Annotated in this window: 20 protein-coding genes; all 20 read left to right on the top strand. The window is 43.2% G+C overall.

Translation table 11 applies throughout. The features are described from left to right. Window positions 1-51: 51 nt before the first annotated feature. The 20 genes from ASD40_RS01190 to ASD40_RS01095 all read left to right on the top strand — a co-directional run bounded on the left by ASD40_RS01190 (window position 52) and on the right by ASD40_RS01095 (window position 20,343). Window positions 52-1,308, top strand: coding sequence for a M16 family metallopeptidase (locus ASD40_RS01190; protein WP_057301517.1), 1,257 nt, complete (start codon window positions 52-54; stop codon window positions 1,306-1,308). Further along, the gene (gene dut / locus ASD40_RS01185; RefSeq protein ID WP_047672937.1) at window positions 1,295-1,750 is read left to right on the top strand and encodes a dUTP diphosphatase; all 456 of its coding nucleotides are present in this window, start codon (window positions 1,295-1,297) and stop codon (window positions 1,748-1,750) included. Before ASD40_RS01190 ends, dut begins: the two co-directional genes overlap by 14 nt. 159 nt (window positions 1,751-1,909) lie before the next feature. Continuing rightward, window positions 1,910-2,809: a dipicolinate synthase subunit DpsA gene (gene dpsA, locus ASD40_RS01180; RefSeq protein WP_057301516.1), complete on the top strand. Its 900-nt coding sequence runs from the start codon at window positions 1,910-1,912 to the stop codon at window positions 2,807-2,809. Next, window positions 2,806-3,399: a dipicolinate synthase subunit B gene (locus ASD40_RS01175; protein WP_057301515.1), complete on the top strand. Its 594-nt coding sequence runs from the start codon at window positions 2,806-2,808 to the stop codon at window positions 3,397-3,399. The genes dpsA and ASD40_RS01175 overlap by 4 nt, the downstream gene beginning before the upstream one ends. Before the next feature lie 36 nt (window positions 3,400-3,435). Then, on the top strand, window positions 3,436-4,473 hold the full coding sequence (locus ASD40_RS01170; RefSeq protein WP_057301514.1) for an aspartate-semialdehyde dehydrogenase: 1,038 nt from the start codon (window positions 3,436-3,438) through the stop codon (window positions 4,471-4,473). 51 nt (window positions 4,474-4,524) lie between these two features. Next, window positions 4,525-5,742, top strand: coding sequence for an aspartate kinase (gene dapG / locus ASD40_RS01165; protein ID WP_057301513.1), 1,218 nt, complete (start codon window positions 4,525-4,527; stop codon window positions 5,740-5,742). A 27-nt stretch (window positions 5,743-5,769) separates the two neighbouring features. Further along, window positions 5,770-6,633 (top strand): 4-hydroxy-tetrahydrodipicolinate synthase, encoded by an 864-nt coding sequence (gene dapA / locus ASD40_RS01160; RefSeq protein WP_057301512.1) that lies wholly within the window; start codon window positions 5,770-5,772, stop codon window positions 6,631-6,633. A gap of 170 nt (window positions 6,634-6,803) precedes the next feature. Beyond that, the gene (locus ASD40_RS01155; protein WP_029195262.1) at window positions 6,804-8,480 is read left to right on the top strand and encodes a ribonuclease J; all 1,677 of its coding nucleotides are present in this window, start codon (window positions 6,804-6,806) and stop codon (window positions 8,478-8,480) included. Window positions 8,481-8,698: 218 nt separating this feature from the next. Next, window positions 8,699-9,433, top strand: a complete 735-nt coding sequence (locus tag ASD40_RS01150) for a ClpP family protease (protein WP_057301511.1) — start codon at window positions 8,699-8,701, stop codon at window positions 9,431-9,433. Beyond that, window positions 9,430-9,669 carry a YlzJ-like family protein gene (locus tag ASD40_RS01145; RefSeq protein ID WP_057301510.1) on the top strand — a complete coding sequence of 80 codons (240 nt, stop codon included), beginning with the start codon at window positions 9,430-9,432 and terminating at the stop codon, window positions 9,667-9,669. Before ASD40_RS01150 ends, ASD40_RS01145 begins: the two co-directional genes overlap by 4 nt. A gap of 64 nt (window positions 9,670-9,733) precedes the next feature. Then, window positions 9,734-12,283, top strand: a complete 2,550-nt coding sequence (locus ASD40_RS01140) for a DNA translocase FtsK (protein WP_057301509.1) — start codon at window positions 9,734-9,736, stop codon at window positions 12,281-12,283. A 124-nt stretch (window positions 12,284-12,407) separates the two neighbouring features. Continuing rightward, window positions 12,408-13,187 (top strand): spore cortex-lytic enzyme, encoded by a 780-nt coding sequence (gene sleB, locus ASD40_RS01135; protein WP_057301508.1) that lies wholly within the window; start codon window positions 12,408-12,410, stop codon window positions 13,185-13,187. Window positions 13,188-13,288: 101 nt separating this feature from the next. Then, complete coding sequence (gene yfmF, locus ASD40_RS01130; RefSeq protein ID WP_057301507.1) at window positions 13,289-14,569, top strand: EF-P 5-aminopentanol modification-associated protein YfmF; 1,281 nt, start codon at window positions 13,289-13,291, stop codon at window positions 14,567-14,569. A 3-nt stretch (window positions 14,570-14,572) separates the two neighbouring features. Continuing rightward, entirely contained in the window at window positions 14,573-15,862 is a 1,290-nt protein-coding gene (yfmH, locus tag ASD40_RS01125; protein ID WP_057301506.1) for an EF-P 5-aminopentanol modification-associated protein YfmH, read from the top strand. Further along, window positions 15,859-16,614, top strand: coding sequence for an elongation factor P 5-aminopentanone reductase (ymfI, locus tag ASD40_RS01120; protein WP_057301505.1), 756 nt, complete (start codon window positions 15,859-15,861; stop codon window positions 16,612-16,614). The genes yfmH and ymfI overlap by 4 nt, the downstream gene beginning before the upstream one ends. 96 nt (window positions 16,615-16,710) lie before the next feature. Continuing rightward, window positions 16,711-16,962 carry a DUF3243 domain-containing protein gene (locus ASD40_RS01115; RefSeq protein ID WP_047672971.1) on the top strand — a complete coding sequence of 84 codons (252 nt, stop codon included), beginning with the start codon at window positions 16,711-16,713 and terminating at the stop codon, window positions 16,960-16,962. Between the two features lie 93 nt (window positions 16,963-17,055). After that, window positions 17,056-17,907 (top strand): hypothetical protein, encoded by an 852-nt coding sequence (locus ASD40_RS01110; RefSeq protein ID WP_057301504.1) that lies wholly within the window; start codon window positions 17,056-17,058, stop codon window positions 17,905-17,907. A 128-nt stretch (window positions 17,908-18,035) separates the two neighbouring features. Further along, entirely contained in the window at window positions 18,036-18,779 is a 744-nt protein-coding gene (locus ASD40_RS01105; protein WP_373291262.1) for a DUF3388 domain-containing protein, read from the top strand. A gap of 48 nt (window positions 18,780-18,827) precedes the next feature. Then, the gene (locus ASD40_RS01100; RefSeq protein ID WP_057301503.1) at window positions 18,828-19,709 is read left to right on the top strand and encodes a helix-turn-helix domain-containing protein; all 882 of its coding nucleotides are present in this window, start codon (window positions 18,828-18,830) and stop codon (window positions 19,707-19,709) included. A gap of 142 nt (window positions 19,710-19,851) precedes the next feature. Then, window positions 19,852-20,343 carry a YajQ family cyclic di-GMP-binding protein gene (locus tag ASD40_RS01095; RefSeq protein WP_047672977.1) on the top strand — a complete coding sequence of 164 codons (492 nt, stop codon included), beginning with the start codon at window positions 19,852-19,854 and terminating at the stop codon, window positions 20,341-20,343. Window positions 20,344-20,363: the final 20 nt, after the last annotated feature.

The following is a 20,363-nucleotide window of genomic DNA, read 5'->3' as shown; positions in this document are numbered from 1 at the left end:
GTATAATTGGGGAAAAGGACTTTAGGTGCTACAATTCGAGGAGGAACCTTGGTGATCAAATATCGCTTACATAATGGCTTGAGAGTCGTCATGGAACAAATTCCTACGTTTCGATCGGTAACGTTCGGGATTTGGGTGAAGACAGGCTCGCGTAATGAGTCTCAAGATAATAACGGCATTTCGCATTTTATTGAACACATGTTGTTCAAGGGTACAGAGCGCCATTCAGCCAAAGATATCGCGGAGATATTTGATGGAATCGGCGGAAATGTGAATGCATTCACCTCCAAAGAGTATACATGCTATTATGCAAAGGTTCTCGATGATCATTTGCCACTTGCTATGGATATGCTTTCGGACATGTTTTTCCATTCTGCATTTGATGAGAGTGAGTTAGAAAAAGAGAAGAACGTCATATATGAAGAGATCTCTATGTATGAAGATACACCGGACGATTTGGTTCATGATTTATTGGCCAAAGCTTCATATGGCTCACATTCACTGGGGTATACGATCCTTGGAACCCAGGACAATTTATCGAAAATGAAATCCGAAGATCTGCGTAACTATATGAAGCAATATTATAATACGGAAAATACGGTTCTTAGTATAGCTGGCAATATTGATGATAGTGTGCGCGAACTTATTGAGAAGCATTTCGGAGAATTCGCTCAAACAGGCGTGGAAACAAGTTATGATGCACCGGATTTCCTTGGAGAATTGATTTTCCATTCGAAAAAAACGGAACAAAATCACATCTGTTTATCGCTACCAGGTCTGTCGCTTCAAGAAGAGAATTTATATCCGATGGTACTGCTCAATAATGCCATTGGCGGTGGAATGAGTTCAAGATTGTTCCAGGAGATTCGGGAGAATCGCGGGCTTGCTTATTCCGTCTATTCATACCACTCCTCGCATATCGACAGCGGCATGTTCACGATTTATACAGGCACAGCACCGAAGCAGACGGAAGAAGTACTTAAAGTGACAATGGAGCTGCTGCATGATATTGCTGTGAAAGGAATGACGGATTCTGAACTCAAGAAAGGCAAGGAGCAGCTAAAAGGCAGCTTGATTCTTAGTTTGGAGAGTACCAGCAGCCGTATGAACCGATTCGGGAAAAATGAGCTTATGACTGGTAAGCATTACAGTCTCGACGAAATGATCGAACGAATTGAAAGCGTTCAGATGGATGACATTCGTCAATTGACGAAAACACTATTCCGGTCACCTTTTGCTCTGTCAATGGTGGGGAATTCGGATGATGTCATTAAGGGCTTCAGGAGGGATCAGCTTGTCTCTCTATAACTTTGATGTCCAAATTAAACGGGTATCCGGACAGGAGGATATCCTTCTGCCTCAGAAAATGTCCGCAGCTGCCAGCGGCTTCGATCTTCATGCCGCAGTGAGCGAGCCGGTAGTGCTAGGTCCAGGTGAACGTCAACTCATCCCGACAGGCTTTGCACTCAGCATGCCGCCAGAGCTTGAAGCTCAGATCCGACCGCGGAGCGGGCTTGCCTACAAGCATGGCATCACAACGCTGAATTCACCTGGAACGATTGATGCCGACTACCGCGGAGAAGTGAAAGTGCTGCTGATTAACCATGGGCAGGAGCCGTTCACCATTCAGCGGAATGAGCGAATTGCGCAGATGGTTTTCCAACTTGTGCCGCAGATTCAGCTCAATGAGGTTTCGGAATTAACGGAGACAGAGCGAGGATCAGGTGGTTTCGGCCATACAGGACGGTAATAGATCTGCTACATATGTAAGCATAAAACATCAGCCTCTCTTCTAATTGAAGGGGGGGCTTTTTGTTTTCCAAGGAACTGAGCACGGAAAGTCACCCATCCTTAGGCGAACGCATACTATAACGTATCGAAACGGACCGAGGAAGGGGTGTAAGCGAGAATGCTCACTGGGATTTCGGTTGCTATTATGGGTGGAGACGCTCGGCAGCTTGAAGTAATTCAGAAATTTACTGAACTTGATGCTACGGTGACATTAATCGGCTTTGACAATCTAGGGAGGCAATTTAGCGGTGTATCAAATGCTAGACTCGATCCCCTGCTGTTTCAGACCGTTGATGTACTTATTTTACCAGCTGTAGGTACGGATGATTCGGGACAAGTGGAATCTATATTTTCGAGTGAAGAGATGAGACTTACGGATGATCTTATTTCTTCACTGCCAAAGCATGCCAAAGTGTATACAGGAATGGCCAAAAGCTTTCTGAAAAAGCTTTGTGCTGCACATGGGATTGAGGTAGTGGAGTTATTCGAGCGTGATGATATAGCGATTTATAACTCCATTCCGACAGCCGAGGGAGCGCTAATGATGGCGATCCAGAACACTGATATTACGATCCACGGTTCAGTTAGCATGGTTTTAGGTTTTGGTCGTACAGGTTTTACAATGGCCAAAACTTTGCAGGGATTAGGGGCAACCGTGAAGGTTGGCGTGAGGAAACCGGAGCATTTTGCAAGGGCGTGGGAGATGGGTTTTCAGCCTTTTTATACAAAGGATCTGTACCCGGAAGTGGGGAATATTGACTTGCTTTTTAACACAATTCCGACTATGATAGTCACAGCGCAAGTTATTACTAATATCCCACATCGCGCGCTCATCATCGATTTGGCTTCTAAACCCGGTGGAACGGACTTCCGATTTGCCGAGAAAAGAGGCATCAAAGCGATGCTAGCGCCCGGTTTACCTGGCATCGTCGCCCCCAAAACAGCTGGCCGCATCATGGCAAACACACTCAGTCAGCTGATCGTGGAAGACTTCAAAGACAGGAGCGATGTGGAATGAATTGGCAAGGGAAAACAGTCGGATATGCTTTAACTGGTTCTCACTGTACGTTGGAAGAAGTCATGCCTCAGATTAAGAGATTTGTAGATGCAGGTGCTCGGGTTATTCCGATTGTATCGAATACAGTCATGACCACCGACACACGTTTCGGCAATTCAGCAGATTGGCAGCAACAAATAAAGGATATAACCGGAAACGAGATTATATCTACTATTGTAGCCGCTGAGCCTCTAGGTCCATCCAAGCTGCTTGATGTGATGGTTATTGCACCATGCACAGGGAACACGACTAGTAAGCTAGCAAACGCGATGACAGAGAGTCCAGTACTTATGGCTGCAAAAGCACAAATGAGAAATTTGCGGCCGCTAGTTTTAGCGATTTCGACCAATGATGGGCTGGGTTTGAACGCGATGAATATCGCTAAGCTTCTCATTACCAAAAACATCTATTTTGTGCCCTATGGTCAAGATGCACCTGGAGCTAAGCCAAATTCGTTGGTAGCTCGGATGGACTTGATTATGGAAGCCTGTGAAGCTGCTCTTGAAGGTAAGCAATTGCAGCCCATGATTATTGAGAGATTTCAATACTAATTCATATACAACATCTTGAAGGGGAGAGTCCAGCTCATGTCGAACCAGAAGCTTTTTAACGTTGCAGTCGTAGGCGCTACAGGTGCAGTAGGAGAACAAATTATACGTCTACTAGAAGAACGGAATTTCCCCATCAAGGAATTGAAACTACTTTCTTCCGCTCGTTCAGCGGGCGTAAAGCTTTCTTTCAAAGGTCAAGAAATAACCGTTCAAGAAGCGACACCGGAAAGTTTTCAAGGCGTTGAAATTGCTTTATTTAGCGCTGGTGGCGATGTTACGAAGGCATTAGCTCCTCACGCGGTTAAGGCAGGTACGATCTGTATCGACAATACAAGTGCATACCGCATGGATCCTGAAACACCACTTGTGGTGCCTGAGGTAAACGTTGAGAAAATTAACGAACACAAAGGTATTATTGCAAATCCGAATTGTTCTACAATTCAAATGGTAGCTGCACTCAAGCCACTATATGATCGTTATGGGATTTCCCGTATTATCGTGTCAACGTACCAAGCTGTTTCTGGAGCTGGTGCTAAAGCAATTAACGAAATGCTGAGACAATCGAAAGAAGTGCTTGAAGGAAATGATGCGAATCCGGATATTTTACCAGTCGGTTCTTTGCCAGTGAAACATCAGATCGCCTTTAATGCGATTCCGCAAATTGATAAATTCCTCGATAATGGTTTTACGAATGAAGAAATGAAAATGATTCTTGAAACGAAAAAGATTATGGGCGATGAGTCCATTGAAGTTACAGCTACATGCGTTCGTATTCCGGTTGTTTATGGACATTCTGAGTCTGTCTATGTTGAATTAAAAGAAGATTTCGACGTAGAAGAAGTGAAGACGTTACTTGCAAATGCTCCTGGTATTGTTCTTGTTGACAATCCGGCTGAGCAGCAATATCCGCTTGCTACAGATGCAGCAGGTAAACTGGAAACTTTCGTTGGTCGTGTACGCCGTGATTTGAGCAATCCGAAAGCGCTAAATATGTGGATTGTTTCTGACAACCTGCTAAAAGGCGCTGCATGGAATGCTGTACAAATTGCTGAATATATTGCTATAGAACAATAATCAGCAAGTATGACTGCGCTAATCATCATGCAGTGAATATGGGGGAAACTCATGCGAATCCTTGTACAAAAATTTGGGGGCACTTCGCTTTCCACCGCTGATGCCAGAGAACACGTTATTGGACACATTCAAGACGCACTTATCAATCATTATAAATTGGTTGTTGTTGTATCCGCGATGGGAAGAAAAGGAGAACCCTATGCGACTGATACGCTCTTAGACCTCGTTCGAAAGAACGGGGAGGGGGTGCCAGCGCGGGAACTCGATATGTTAATGGGCTGCGGAGAGTTAATTTCTGCGGTACATTTGTGCAGCTTGTTACAAGCAACAGGTATTCGATCTACGGTTTTGACAGGTGGGCAAGCTGGTATTCTTACGAATGATGTTCACGGTAATGCCCAGATAGTAGCTATGCAGCCAAACCGGATCCTGGAATTGTTGGAGCAAGATATGGTTGTCATTGTTACCGGATTTCAAGGTAAAACAAGTCAAGACGAATTAACAACATTAGGGCGCGGAGGTAGTGATACTTCGGCGACTGCTCTTGGGGCTGCCCTAAAAGCTGAAATTGTAGATATTTTCACGGATGTCAACGGGATATTGACTGCGGATCCACGGATTGTTGAGGATGCTAAACCGCTGGTTCGCGTAAGCTTCGCTGAAATCTGCAATATGGCACATAATGGTGCAAAGGTTATACATCCACGCGCGGTAGAAGTAGCCATGCAGGCCAATATTCCGATTCGCGTGCGATCTACGTTTTCCAAAGAAGAAGGAACGTTGGTTACAGCTTCAGACAGTATCCCCACAGATATGAGTCAAGTGAAGGATCGATTCGTTACGGGAATTGCTCATTTTACGAACATTACTCAAATTCATGTTGCTGCAGTTGAAGGTCAATTCGATCTTCAGCTTCGTGTATTTAAAACGATGGCGCTGCATCAGATTAGTGTTGACTTTATTAACGTCAATCCATCGGGAGTCGTTTATACGGTGTTCGATCATGAAGCGGAACGCGCTCTCAAACTGCTCAGAAGTCAAGGCTATGATCCTAAGGCCGTGAGTGGATGTGCGAAAGTTTCTGTGATCGGCGGCGGTATGAACGGAGTGCCAGGTATTATGGCGCAAATTGTTGAGGCATTAACGGTAGAGGACATACGTATCCTTCAATCAGCTGATTCAAATACAACGATTTGGGTACTTGTCCATGGTGTCGATATGATTAAATCTGTTAGGGCACTACATCATAAGTTCAATTTGTATAAGTGATTATGTAAGATTGAGGAGGTATAACTTTTGGATTTCGGAAGAGTAATTACAGCTATGGTGACTCCGTTTGATGAGAACTTACAAGTGAACTGGGAGCAAGTGGAACCATTAATTAACTATTTGATCGAAGAGCAGCAGTCGGATAGCCTTGTTATTTGTGGCACGACTGGTGAGGCACCAACATTGACAGACGATGAGAAGTTGAAGCTTATTGAGCTATCGGTTCGTTATGCCAGAGGGCGCTGCAAAATTATTGCAGGGACAGGAAGTTATGACACTCTGGACACTGTTGAATTTTCTCGAAAAGTGGAGAAACTTGGAGTCGATGCCTTACTGATCGTAGCTCCTTATTATAACCGCCCTTCCCAGGAAGGGTTGTACCAGCATTTTAAAGCAGTAGCTGAGTCTGTTCAGGTCTCGATTATGCTTTATAATGTACCTGGACGCACAGGAGTGAATTTGGATGCAGAGACAACAATTCGTCTATCCCAAATTCCGAATATCGTGGCTACCAAAGATTGCGCTAACACGGATCAATTAACACGTATACTTAATGATGCAGCTCCTAATTTCCTTGTGTACAGCGGGGATGACAGCAGTGCACTGCCTGCTCTAGCGGTAGGATGTCAGGGAATTATTAGTGTTGCTAGTCATGTGATTGGAAAAGAAATGCAATCTATGATAAAGTATTATTTAGAAGGTAACATTCAGCAAGCGGCAGAACTACATCGTAAGCTACATCCTGTTTTTACTGGCATTTTCCGTGTACCGAGTCCTGCACCAATTAAGCATGCTCTCGCACTGAAAGGCATTCAAACTGGAGGCGTTAGACTTCCGTTAGTTCGTGTATCCGAGCAAGAAGGACAATTCATTCAATCACTTTTTGTATGATAACGCCTAATGAATCGGTGCTTCCGGCATCGGTTTTCTTTTTTTGGGGAATCTAAAGTAATCGGTATTAACTTGTATTTGTTGTTTTTTTTCATGTATAATGGTTGCAAGTGACTAGTTCGGTTTTTTCATTTAAAATTCGTCGTCCAATCTAAGAAGGAGGTATATTCTTGTCCAAAAAAAATATTGATAAACTTTTGATCTTCGCTCTTGGCGGCGTGGGCGAAATCGGAAAGAATATGTATTGCGTTCAGTATGCGAACGATATCATCGTCATTGATAGTGGTTTGAAATTTCCAGAGGAGGACATGCTTGGAATCGACATCGTCATTCCAGACATTGGATACCTAACGGAGAATCGGGATAAAGTACGCGGCATTATCATCACTCACGGCCACGAAGATCATATTGGCGGCTTACCTTATGTGCTTAAGCATCTTAACGTTCCACTTTATGCAACTAAGCTTACAATGGGACTTATCGAAGCAAAGCTGAAGGAAGCAAATTTACTCGGTACTACGAACAGGATTCTCATTAATTCGGAATCCGTTCTTTCCTTAGGTGTTCTTACTGCATCTTTCTTCAAAACCAATCATAGTATTCCTGATTCTGTGGGTGTCGCTTTAGATACACCAGAAGGTGTTGTTGTTCATACAGGAGACTTTAAATTCGATCAAACTCCTGTAAATGATCAATATGCGGACTTGCATCGTATGGCAGAGATTGGGAAGAAAGGCGTACTTGCCTTGCTTTCCGACAGCACAAATGCAGAACGTCCTGGTTACACAGGGTCTGAGCGCAGTGTTGGGGTTGAAATTGAAGAAGTGTTCCGTAAAGCTAAGCAAAGAGTTGTTATTGCGACATTTGCATCCAATATTCACCGTGTTCAACAGGTGTTTGATGCAGCCGCAGCAACAAATCGCAAAGTAACGGTAATCGGTCGCAGTATGGTTAACGTGGTTTCGATTGCTAGCGAGTTAGGGTACTTGCACATTCCGGATGGCATGTTAATTGAGCCAGAAGAAGTTAACAAGCTTGCTGCTGATCGCGTTGTCATTCTTTCCACAGGTAGCCAAGGAGAGCCAATGTCTGCTCTTACAAGAATGGCACGTTCAACCCATCGTAAAATTGATATTTTACCTGGTGATACGGTCATTATTGCGGCAACTCCAATTCCGGGGAATGAGCGTTATGTAGGCCGTACCGTAGATGAGTTATTCCGTATTGGCGCTAATGTGATTTACGGTCCAGGTTCTGTTACTGGCGTACACGTATCAGGTCATGGTAGTCAAGAAGAATTGAAGTTAATGCTCAATCTTATGAAGCCTAAGTACTTTATTCCGATTCATGGCGAATATCGCATGCTGCGTCAACATGGCATCCTAGCCGAGTCTGTCGGCATTCCTAAAGAAGATATATTCATGTGCGATATCGGTGACACGGTAGAAATTCAAAATGGTGTTGCTCGCAAAGGATCTAAAGTTCAAAGCGGCAACATTCTGATTGATGGACTGGGTGTTGGGGATGTAGGCAACATTGTGTTGCGTGACCGTAAATTACTGTCTCAGGACGGAATCCTTGTGGTCGTAGTTACTCTCAGCAAACAAGATGGCAAAATTTTATCTGGACCAGATATTATTTCTCGCGGATTCGTGTATGTACGTGAATCTGAGGGTCTCTTGGAAGAAGCCAATCGTATCGTAACGAATACGTTAACGAAATTAATGAATGAAAATGTCAATGAGTGGGCATCTTTAAAAACAAACGTGAAAGATGTTCTCGGACGCTTTTTATATGAACAAACCAGAAGAAGACCGATGATCCTTCCTATTATCATGGAAGTCTAGGCTCGAACAAGTCACTTGAACCTATGCAATAGTAAAGCTCTCTCCATAACTGGAGGGAGCTTTTTTTCATGTGTTCGTAGGGTGCGAATGCATGAAAGTACGCAAATTTATTCATACTATGGGAGATTATGAACAGTACATGCAAAGTTTGCTAGCACAATGCAGTTCAAGCTTACAAAGCTGTTTTTGCAAAAGCAAAACTCGAAGGGGGATTTTCAGTGGCAGCACCCACAGGACCGAAACAACAAGAACCGGAAACGGAAGAAGGTAAGAAAAACGCAGTCCTCGAAAACATTCAACAGTTAGGTCAAACAAATACGCTTTCTGGCGAATCTAATATTTTCTGCCTTACCATTATTGGACAAGTGGAAGGACATATTGTTCTCCCTCCCCAGAATAAAACGACCAAATATGAACATCTAATTCCGCAATTAGTCGCCGCAGAACAGAATCCGAAGATTGAAGGCGTTATGATTATTTTAAATACGGTAGGGGGAGATGTAGAAGCAGGACTTGCCATAGCAGAGATGGTAGCTACACTATCGAAGCCTTCCATTGCTTTGGTACTAGGTGGAGGGCACAGCATTGGTGTTCCCATTGCAGTATCAGCGGACTACTCGATTATTGCCGAAACGGCAACGATGACGATTCACCCCATTCGATTAAATGGTTTAATTATTGGAGTCCCACAAACATTTGAATATTTGGATAAAATGCAGGAACGTGTTGTGCGGTTTGTTACGAAGCACTCTAATGTAACAGAAGAAAAGTTTAAAGAGTTAATGTTTAAAACCGGAGAGTTAACAAGAGATATTGGGACGACGGTTATTGGTATAGATGCCGTTAAATATGGCTTAATAGATCAAGTTGGCGGTATTGGTGATGCAATCCGAGAGCTTAATCAGCGTATAGAAATTAAGAAATCAGCAGCGAACGGAGGCATCGTACAATGATACATTACTCCGTTATACCGATGGATGTTATTTTTGAAGGAATGGAGACTTATGAACCCAAATTTATCGAAATCGATCAGGGTGGAGTCAAAATGCAAATTGAACCGATTAGTGGCTTTCAGGCACGAATTGTCAGGCTCTTTAGCTGTAATCCTCAGGATTATTTGAATAATCAATATGCCCCTGGAACTATTATTTCATATAGTCCTGTAGCAGAGGCGACTTTAACTTTCTAGCTTGACCTTCCTGTATCATCCCCCAAGTCAAATATGGTATAATGTGGACTTGGGGGTGGCAAGCGTGGCGAAACGCAAGAAAAAAGGTAAGGCTCTAAAAACAAGCTTGTTATTCGAGTTATATGGTATTCTCATTCTAATCTTCTCGGTCATTGCACTTGCTCATCAAGGGCATGTCGGGAATTCGTTGATTTACCTTTTTCGATTTTTTGTGGGAACGTGGTATTCACTTATACCGCTGATTTTCATATATGTGGCCTTATATGCGATGATCAAGAGAGCATGGCCACAGATGGTTACGCCCAAGAAAGCTGGCATACTGCTGTTCATTCTTGGACTACTAATCAAAAATCATATTGATTTGTTCGCTCAATTGTATCCTGATGGCGGTTTCACGTCGGGCAAAGTCATTGCGTCGACATGGAATGCCATGTTAGATGGTCTGCATCCAACAGAAGCAGGCAAATCGGCACTGGAGCATGGTATTGGCGGCGGGATGATAGGCGCTATGCTATACAGTGTCCTTTACTTTCTGTTCGATTATTTGGGCGCTCGATTAATCCAATATGCGCTATTTGTCATGGGCTTTATCCTGGCAACTGGGATTTCTTACGTGGACGTTGGCAATATCGTGAAGGGTCGATTCAGTAATGTTGGCCAAAATTTTAAAGATAGAATGAAAGAGTGGCTGCAGGATCGCGAAACACGTCAGCCCCAAACAGTCTCCGCGGGTGCTAGTGCAACTAAAGCGAAGAAATTCTCTTATGTTCCTGTTGATGATGAATTCGATGAAGAGGTTTTCCAGCCTGTTAAACGGGCGAAGAAAACACCACTTTTTATGGAACTGCTTCGTCCTAATAAGGAAAGTAGGAAAAAGGCTGCAGTCGAGAATGATTCAGAAGCAGATGAATTAAATGATTTAGATGCAGCTGATGAAACCGAGCAGGTTCTTTATAAGTCAAGCGCCAAGCAAGCTGCTGAATCAGATTCACCACCCACAGATCAACCAATCACACCTATTATTCGTGATTTTCAAGAGCAGGTTTTTCAAGAAGCTCAGCAGGCAGTCAAACATCCTGCGTCTTCCTCTACAGCGCCGGTCTCTAAAGTACAGGGAGCAGGGGCTGTTGAAACGGATGAAGAGCCAGTTACGTTAGAATTTCAGGAGAATGTGCCGATTGTACAAACACGGCCATATGAGATGCCTTCACTTGATTTATTAGCAAAGCCTGCTGTTGGCAAAGGCAGTGAGATGGCAGACTATAAAGCAAATGCAAGGAAGCTCGAAGCCACCTTGGAGAGCTTTGGCGTTCGTGCCAAGGTGCTGGAGGTCGTCAGAGGCCCTGCCGTGACACGCTATGAGATACAGCCTGACGTGGGTGTGAAGGTCAGCCGAATCGTCTCCTTGACCGATGATATCGCATTGGCGCTTGCTGCTAAGGATATTCGGATGGAAGCGCCGATTCCTGGTAAAGCTGCGATCGGCATCGAGGTGCCGAATCTGGAGGTTTCGATCGTAACCATGCGTGAAGTCATGGAAACATCCGCTTTTCAAGAATCCAGCTCGCGGCTATCAGTTGTACTTGGGCGTGATATTTCTGGACAACCAATCGTCGGAAATTTGGCAAGAATGCCTCACTTACTTGTAGCTGGAGCCACCGGTTCAGGCAAATCCGTCTGTATTAATGGAATTATTACGAGCATTTTGTATAAAGCAAAACCTAATGAAGTGAAGTTTCTTATGATCGATCCGAAGATGGTTGAATTGAATGTCTACAATGGGATTCCACATCTGCTGGCACCAGTTGTAACTGATCCTCGACGAGCTTCGTTAGCGCTTAAGAAAGTCGTCGTTGAGATGGAAAAGCGTTATGAACTATTCTCGAAAAGCGGAACGCGAAATATTGAGGGCTACAACGCGATGTTGACAGAAAGCGGAACAGCTGTTCCTCTGCCATATTACGTGGTCATCGTGGACGAGTTAGCCGATTTAATGATGGTTGCTGCTAATGATGTGGAAGATTCTATCACCCGACTTGCTCAAATGGCACGCGCAGCGGGTATTCATTTGATTATTGCTACACAACGACCATCCGTTGATGTTATTACGGGCGTGATTAAAGCGAATATTCCATCGCGTATTGCGTTTGGTGTTTCGTCTCAAGTAGACTCACGGACCATTTTAGATATGGTCGGCGCAGAGAAGCTATTAGGCCGAGGAGACATGCTTTATTTGCCAGTAGGCGCGTCCAAACCTGTTCGTATTCAGGGTGCTTTTTTATCTGACCAAGAGGTTGAACATGTGGTTGGCTTTGTACGCACGCAGGAGCAGGCGAATTACCAAGAAGAAATGGTCCCGCATGTTGAAGAAATGCCGGAGCAGCAAAATGAATTTGAAGATGAGCTGTACGACCAGGCTGTTCAAATTGTATTGGAAGCCAAGCAAGCCTCCGTTTCCCTGCTGCAGCGACGTATGAGAGTCGGTTATACACGTGCGGCAAGGCTGGTTGACTCGATGGAAGCCAAAGGGGTCGTCGGCCCGTACGAAGGCAGTAAGCCTCGAGAAGTGCTGATGTCGATTGAACAGTACCATCATAATCGGATCAGCTCCTAGATTTAAATATACGATTAGACGAGCACTCTCCTCAGGAGAGTGTTTTTTTTGTATAAACAGTGAGCTCCTTTCTCATAATAAGCAAGAAAAGGCTGTAATTTGAAAAGTGAGGTTGAGAAGGGGAATGAATAAACGATTAATTGTACTTACATTCTGTATTGTTTTCGTACTAGTTGTCGCTTTTCAGTTGAAAGGAAAGTTCAATCCACCTGCAGAAGAAACGTTTAGTAAAAATGAAGTGCGTTATGGAGCAACTGGAGCTGACGTCAACGAATTGCAAGGTAGATTGAAGTTCATTGGTTTCTATAGCGGCAGCATAGACGGAGATTATGGGTATAAAACTTTATTGGCAGTGAAGCGATTCCAAGGTGAGTTTGGGATGAAAGTAGATGGCGTTGTAGGTCCCAAGACCAAGCTTAAACTGTGGGAAGCCACGAAGAATTGGAAGCCTACAGCACCAACAACAGCAGGACAGGGAAGCGCAGGCAATGAAACTGCAACTTCAAATCAAAAGCCAGCCAATTTGCTGCCATCTAATAACCTAGGCTTATCTGAGCAGGATATTAATCTGATGGCGAATGCCGTGCATGGCGAGGCTCGGGGAGAACCTTATATTGGTCAAGTAGCCGTAGCAGCTGTTATATTAAATCGTGTGAAGTCAGCAAGTTTTCCTAATACGGTTTCTGGTGTTATCTTTCAGCCTGGCGCTTTCACAGCCGTAGCAGATGGCCAAATTTGGTTAACACCAAACGAATCTACGAAAAAAGCCGTAAAAGATGCGCTTAATGGATGGGATCCTACGGGCGGTTGTATCTATTATTTCAATCCGGTAACAGCAACTTCCAAATGGATTTGGAGCAGGCCGCAAGTCAAAAATATTGGGAAGCATATTTTCTGTAAATAATTTAGACATGGACAAGGAGAAGGAACCAGCGTTGGTTGCTTCTCCTCTTCGTATAGGAATATAATGGATTTATATTACCGATAAAGAAGGGAGACCGACCTTTGAAGCATATACAATTTGAGCGCACTACATGGAATCATATACGTTTACATGTGCTGCCGACAGATCGGTTTAAAACATTTGCCATTTCAGTGTACATAGGCCGTCCTCTAGAGGAAGAAACGGTCACGAGTACCGCATTAACACCATTTGTACTTCGTAGAGGAACGGAATTACGCCCAGAAACGAAGCAATTTCGAGAATATTTAGATGATTTATATGGTGCAGGATTCGGTTTTGATATTTACAAACGGGGCGATTACCAAATTGTTCAGCTGCGTATGGATATTATCAATGACCGATTCGTGAAATCAGCGCAATCTTTATTAAAACAGGGACTTGAATTCGTTGGAGAAACTTTGACAAAGCCAGCGCTCGAAGAGGGACATTTTCGCAAAAAATATGTCGATGCTGAGAAGCAGACTCTACAGAAGCGCATAGAATCAGTCATTAATGATAAAATTCGTTATGCGGCTGAACGTTGTATCGAAGAAATGTGCAGTGATGATCCTTATCGGCTTCACCCATTGGGTAAAATTGATGATTTGGACCCTATCAATGCCGAGCACCTGTACGAACAATATAAACACTGGCTTCAAACGGCACCTATCGATATTTATGTCGTCGGGAATACGACTCTTTCTGAAGTAGAGGAAATTGTAAAGCAGGCATTCTCCATTGAACGTAAACAGGATGTGGGGTATGTAACATCTGCCCCGCGGGGGACAACAGGAGATGTTAAAACAATCGTTGAACGCCTGGATGTTAATCAAGGGAAATTGAACATGGGATTGCGTACCAATATTTCGTATCGAGATGAGCAGTACCCAGTAGCTCTTATGTATAATGGCGTTCTCGGAGGTTACCCACATTCCAAATTGTTTACGAATGTTCGTGAGAAAGCGAGTCTGGCCTACTATGCCTCGTCTCGGTTTGATGGTCACAAAGGCATTTTGACAATTCAATCGGGGATTGAAATGGCGAATTATGAGAAAGCGGTTGATATCATTCGTAAGCAGCTGACTGCCATGGAACAAGGTGAGATCAGTGATATTGAATGGAATCAAACCCGAGCCATGATTGCCAATCAACTGCGCGAAATTCAGGATTCCGCATTTGAATTAATTTCATTTGACTTTAATGCTATTTTATCTGGAAAAGAACGTACGGTTTCAGGTTTGATTGAATCTGTAGAGCAGGTAGATATTGCGGCTATTGCAGAAGCTGCCAAACGTGTTCAACTGGATACGATATACTTTTTGCGGGACCAGAAGGGAGAGTAGAAGATGCAGGTTATTCCTTATCCACACCTGGGTGAAACCATTTATCACGAGAAGCTTGATAATGGGCTAAATGTATTTGTTCTACCCAAAGATGGTTTCCAGAAAACCTATTCGACGTTTACGACGCAATTCGGATCTGTTGATAACTTTTTTCAAGTTGAAGGGAAAGAGGCAGTTCAGGTTCCGGATGGCATTGCTCATTTTCTAGAGCATAAAATGTTTGAAGAGCCTGAAGGTGATATATTCGCTACTTTCGCATCAAACGGCGCTTCGGCTAACGCTTTTACAAGCTTTGATCGTACAGCGTATTTATTTTCATCCACGGATAATTATTTAACAAATTTAACGACATTAATTAATTTTGTGCAAAATCCTTATTTTACAGATGAAAATGTAGAAAAGGAAAAAGGCATTATCGGTCAAGAGATCAAAATGTACGAGGATAATGCGGATTGGAGAAGCTATTATGGATTAATTGAATCCTTATATGCGAAGCATCCCATCCATATTGATATCGCTGGTACTGTAGAGTCCATTGCCGAAATCTCAAAAGAAACCTTGTATGAGTGCTACAACACATTCTATCACCCCAGCAATATGAGTCTGTTTGTCGTTGGAGGCGTAGATCCAGAAGAGGTTATTTCGTTAGTTAAAGGGAATCAAGCAGCCAAAACGTTTCCACCTCAAGGTCATATCCAACGATTTTTCCCAGAGGAACCCTTAGAAGTGAAGGAAGCGCGCAGAGAAACATTACTTCCTGTTTCCATGCCAAAATGTTTAATCGGATTCAAGGAGCCTGCGCCTTCTGTAAGTGGGAAAGACTTGCTAGTTAGAGAATTGACGACGAAATTAATGTTGGATGTTTTGTTTAGTTCAAGTTCTGATATTTATCAGGCGCTATATGATGAACAATTGATTTCTGATAATTTTGGTCATGAATATAATTGCAGCGAGGGATATGCTTTCTCCATTCTTGGCGGGGATACCAAAGATCCGGACCAACTTGTAGCACGCATACGCGAAGAGGTTGAGAAACGTAAGGATTCTGGACTCGATGAAGTCACCTTTGAGCGGAGTCGTAAGAAGAAAATTGGTAATTTCCTGCGGATGATGAACTCACCGGAATCCATAGCGAATGAATTCACTAAATATCGGTTCAAAGACATTGATTTATTCGATATACTGCCTGTTTACGAGCAAATTACACTTGAAGACGTGAACCGTCGGTTCCGCGAGCATTTTGATTGGAGCAGACTTGCTATTTCGATTGTTCAAAGTCGTAAGCCATCGTGACGTTCCATAAGCCATTCAGTGAACAAACGGTTCTTATTACAGGAGCTAGCCGGGGAATTGGTGCAGCCATTGCTGAGCGTTTTGCCGCGGTAGGCATGAATGTTGTTATTCACTACCGTGAGTCACATGAAGCTGCCAATGAAGTAGCCAGATCTTGCATGAAGCATGGCGCCAAAGTGTTAACCGTTTCTGCGGATGTAAAATCTCGTGAGCAAATCAATAAGATGCAAGAAAAGCTGGAACAAAGAGAAATGGTCCCTGATATTATCGTGAACAATGCGGGGATTTCTCACTTTAGTATGCTTTCTGATGTAAGCGAGGAAGACTGGGACCTGGTGATGAATGTGAATCTTAAAGGCGCCTTTCTTTGTACCCAAACTTTCATGACTGCCATGGTTAAACAAAAGTATGGCCGTATTATTAACGTATCCTCCATATGGGGCATCTCAGGTGCCTCCTGTGAGGTTGTATACTCAACAGCTAAAGGTGGGTTGAATGCCTTTACGAAGGCGTTAGCGAAGGAGCTGGCTCCTTCTGGTGTGACGGTGAATGCCGTGGCGCCCGGTGCGGTACATACCGAAATGATGGCAGGATTTCAACCTGAGGAGCGGGAAGCGATCGCCAATGAAATTCCGGTAGGCCGTTTTGCTTTGCCTGATGAAGTTGCTTCGCTTGTATACTTTCTAGCACTGCCTGAATCCGGTTATATTACGGGTCAAATCATAAGTCCAAATGGTGGATGGTTAACCTGAGTACAAAGTAGGAAGTCTTGCGCATAATTTTGAGCTGGGAAGCGAATATTACGTATGTAATGACCATTTCTCATAACTCAAAGGAGGCTTCTTACAATGGCTACTGTACTTAAAGTATTTGATAAGTGGAAAGAGTTTTTGGCTGAACGTGTGAGTCAGGCTGGACATGCGGGAATGAGTGAGGAAACCATTTCTAAGCTCGCTTTTCAAATCGGTGAATTTCTGGCTAATAAAGTGGATCCTGAAAATGAACAAGAGCGAGTGCTTAAAGAGCTGTGGGATGCAGGGGATGAGCAAGAAAAACTCACAATTGCCCGCCTCATGGTAAAATTAGTAGACAAAGGTTAATAACCGTTTTACAATTCAATAGGGTACTATGTGAAAGCCTCCTCTTTCGGAGGCTTTTGCACGCTTTATAAGGATGAAAGGAATTGTAACTTCATGGTAATCAAACGTTTTGTGCTTACTTTATTGCTCTTATCTTTTATTTTAACGGGGTGTGGGAATCGTGGAATTCCAGCCATTAAGCAGGAATTATTGGATAATAAATTATCTGTGCTAATGCTGACTGGAGCTAGTATGTCTGCGACTGCGAAGCAGTCGGTAGGGAATTCGCTTCAGCAGTGGAGAGATGCGAATTTTATAGCCTTCGATTGGATCAAGGATTTAAATCAACTGGATGAAAGCGTTATAGCAAAGTTAAAAGCTAGCAAATATGATTACATATATGTCATTGGTAATGAATTGTTTCCTTCTGCTAATGGGGTGATAGGACAAGGACTTTCGATGGGTAAATGGACTTTATTACAAAGTCAGCTTGATGCCAAAGGGATCACAAGTCAGGTAAATGATCAAGCTTCGTTCTTGCAAATTGATTCTCTTCAGATTGAGACCTTGAAAAATAAATGGATCCAAGACCTATTAACACAAAATGTTATCGTGGAGTGGGTGACTCGAAGTGATCGTCCCATTCCTTCCGCTTGGGCACCTTCGGAGGAAGCGGACCATATTGTTTTGCTTGATAATAATGAACAGTGGTTTCAGCAGTTATCCTTCCAAACGAGGCAGCATCACTCCAGCACAATTATTTTCTATACACCAGTAGATGAGGCTCAAGTACAGAAAGCTAAGTCTATCGGAGTATCGGTTGTGGATATTTCAGGAGCTGTGTCTGCTGAACTTAACTGGGCTCAAATTCTGGACAATCGTCTCGCTATAATGAAAACCAATTCTTGGAAAAAAGGCGGAACAGTTTACAACGAACAAGAGCTTAAAGAACTAAAAATGAAATAAATTTGTGTATTTTTGCTCGATAAAAGAAGGACATTGACGGAAATTGTAGAAATTACTTGAATAGGTGTCGACTTGTTCGATACAGATATTGCGATGAGGTGGAAAGATTGGACGTTAAAGAATGGTATATGGAGTACAAAATTCACAAAAACCGTCCCGGCTTATTAGGGGATATAGCTTCCTTGATGGGGATGCTGGATATTAATATTGTGACTATTAATGGGGTAGAAGATCGTACACGCGGTATGCTTCTTCAAACCAATGATGAAGAAAAAATTGACTTAATGGGTAAAATGTTAAGAAAAGTAGATAATATTACTATTACCGCTCTTAGACCCCCAAAGCTTGTTGATATTTTGGCTGTCCGTCATGGTCGGTATATTGAGCGCGATTCGGATGATCGCAAAACTTTCCGTTTTACTCGTGATGAATTGGGGCTATTAGTTGACTTCCTTGGTGAGATTTTCAAGCGAGAAGGGAACCAGGTTGTTGGCCTTCGTGGAATGCCGCGAGTTGGTAAAACGGAGTCGATTATTGCAGGAAGTGTATGCGCAAACAAACGTTGGACTTTCGTTTCCTCTACGTTACTCAGACAAACCGTGCGCAGTCAACTATCGGAAGATGAAATGACTCCAAATAATGTATATATTATTGATGGTATCGTTTCCACTATACGTTCCAATGAGAAGCATTACAGCCTTTTGCAGGACATTATGGGTATGCCTTCTACCAAGGTTATTGAGCATCCGGATATATTTATTCGGGAGTCGGAATACACATATAATCACTTCGATTATATTATTGAGCTGCGAAATAGCCCAGATGAAGAAATCAATTATGATTCATTTACGTATACGTCCGAACCTTTTTAGTATCTGTAACGTCATTAAATAATAAAGATTCCGCGAGGAGGTGACCATATGTCTGATCTAGGATACATTTTACGTAAAACACGCCAGGAAAAAAAGATCTCGCTTGACGATCTTCAAGAAGTTACGAAAATTCGTAAACGGTACTTGGAAGCGATTGAAGAAGGAAACTACAAGGTTCTGCCTGGAAGCTTCTATGTACGTGCCTTTATTAAAAGCTACGCTGAAGCGGTGGGACTTGACCCTGCAGAAGTTCTGGGCATGTATCAAACGACGAATCCCTCCCCAGCTGTAGAGAAACCAGTTGTTGAAACGATTCGTAAAAATAGAACAAGTGTCCGTAATACCGAAAAATTGAGCCGCTGGGCTTCTGGTACGATGTTTGTCTGTTTCATTCTTCTAATATTCGGTATCGTATACTATTATACATACAAGAATTATAAGGGAACGCCAGCAGATCAAAATCCTTCCCAAACGCAATCTCCGAGAATCACAGATTCGACGAATCCAGCGACTGGCACTGCTCCAAGTACGACAATGAATGCGTCCGGTGACGGTAAAGTGGCGCCTCTTGCGACTCCAACTCCAACACCGGCGCCGACACCAACGCCATCTGTTCAGGTTAAGTTTAGCAGCAGCGAGAAAGGTGTAGATAATTACACGATAACCGGTGCTTCCAATCTTAATATTCAAATGAAAATAACAGGTTCCTGTTGGATTCGTGTGGACTCTCTTACAGAGGCGGGCGGTAAAGAAATGCTTAGACAGAAACTTTACAAAGCCGGTGACACGGACTCTTTTGATTTAACAGGTTCTGCGTATTTAAATGTAGGTGCAGCCAGTGCTTTGGAGCTTACTGTGAATGGTACGATCGTTCCTGTCGGGGATACACCAAACCCCAAGAGGGTACAGCTCAATTTGCAAAAAAACTAGCTTTTTGACGTTTCCTGCGCTTTCCCGGGTAATGAAAAATGCCAAGAGATATCCTAGGCCGAAGGGGCTTGGGATGTTTCTTTTTTTACGGCTTCTTGCTATAATGCTATTGTAATTTGATGGAAAGGATGTTTTGTCTAAGATGAGTTCAGAATGTTCGTTTGATATCGTATCCAAGGTGGATATGCAGGAACTAAACAACGCCATACAACAGGCGGAAAAAGAGATCCTTACCCGCTTTGACTTTAAAGGTAGTAAAAGCAGCATTAAATTGGATAAGGACCAGCTTGTTGTCACCTCAGATGATGAGTTTAAGCTTCAGAATGTCCTTGATATTATGCACGCCAAGATGACCAAACGCGGTATCTCGATTAAGAATCTCGAGTACAGTAAAGTAGAACCAGCTGCTGGTTCCACCGTAAGGCAGAAAATTAGCATGAAACAAGGTGTTGATCAGGAGAACTCGAAAAAAATAAACATTCTTATTCGTGACTCCAAGCTTAAAGTTAAGACGCAAATCCAAGGTGATCAAATCCGGGTAACCGGGAAGAGTCGAGATGATTTACAAGCCGTTATTGCGCTCTTACGTAAGGCAGAAATTCCTCTTGATTTACAATTTGTAAACTTGAAATAGGCATACATACGATGTTCTTT

Source organism: Paenibacillus sp. Root444D2 (genome assembly GCF_001426375.1).
Taxonomy (GTDB): Bacteria; Bacillota; Bacilli; order Paenibacillales; family NBRC-103111; genus Paenibacillus_E.
Note: the sequence above shows the minus strand (reverse complement) of the source record. Positions and strands in the feature narration are given on the sequence as shown.

Excerpts from the sequence above, each read along its gene's own strand:
- ASD40_RS01110 (WP_057301504.1), top strand. The coding sequence starts at position 17,056 with ATGGTAATCAAACGTTTTGTGCTTACTTTATTGCTCTTATCTTTTATT.
- dapG (WP_057301513.1), top strand. The coding sequence starts at position 4,525 with ATGCGAATCCTTGTACAAAAATTTGGGGGCACTTCGCTTTCCACCGCT.
- yfmH (WP_057301506.1), top strand. The coding sequence starts at position 14,573 with ATGCAGGTTATTCCTTATCCACACCTGGGTGAAACCATTTATCACGAG.
- dpsA (WP_057301516.1), top strand. The coding sequence starts at position 1,910 with ATGCTCACTGGGATTTCGGTTGCTATTATGGGTGGAGACGCTCGGCAG.
- ASD40_RS01175 (WP_057301515.1), top strand. The coding sequence starts at position 2,806 with ATGAATTGGCAAGGGAAAACAGTCGGATATGCTTTAACTGGTTCTCAC.
- ASD40_RS01170 (WP_057301514.1), top strand. The coding sequence starts at position 3,436 with ATGTCGAACCAGAAGCTTTTTAACGTTGCAGTCGTAGGCGCTACAGGT.
- sleB (WP_057301508.1), top strand. The coding sequence starts at position 12,408 with ATGAATAAACGATTAATTGTACTTACATTCTGTATTGTTTTCGTACTA.
- ASD40_RS01145 (WP_057301510.1), top strand. The coding sequence starts at position 9,430 with ATGATACATTACTCCGTTATACCGATGGATGTTATTTTTGAAGGAATG.
- ASD40_RS01095 (WP_047672977.1), top strand. The coding sequence starts at position 19,852 with ATGAGTTCAGAATGTTCGTTTGATATCGTATCCAAGGTGGATATGCAG.
- ASD40_RS01115 (WP_047672971.1), top strand. The coding sequence starts at position 16,711 with ATGGCTACTGTACTTAAAGTATTTGATAAGTGGAAAGAGTTTTTGGCT.
- ASD40_RS01105 (WP_373291262.1), top strand. The coding sequence starts at position 18,036 with ATGGAGTACAAAATTCACAAAAACCGTCCCGGCTTATTAGGGGATATA.
- ASD40_RS01100 (WP_057301503.1), top strand. The coding sequence starts at position 18,828 with ATGTCTGATCTAGGATACATTTTACGTAAAACACGCCAGGAAAAAAAG.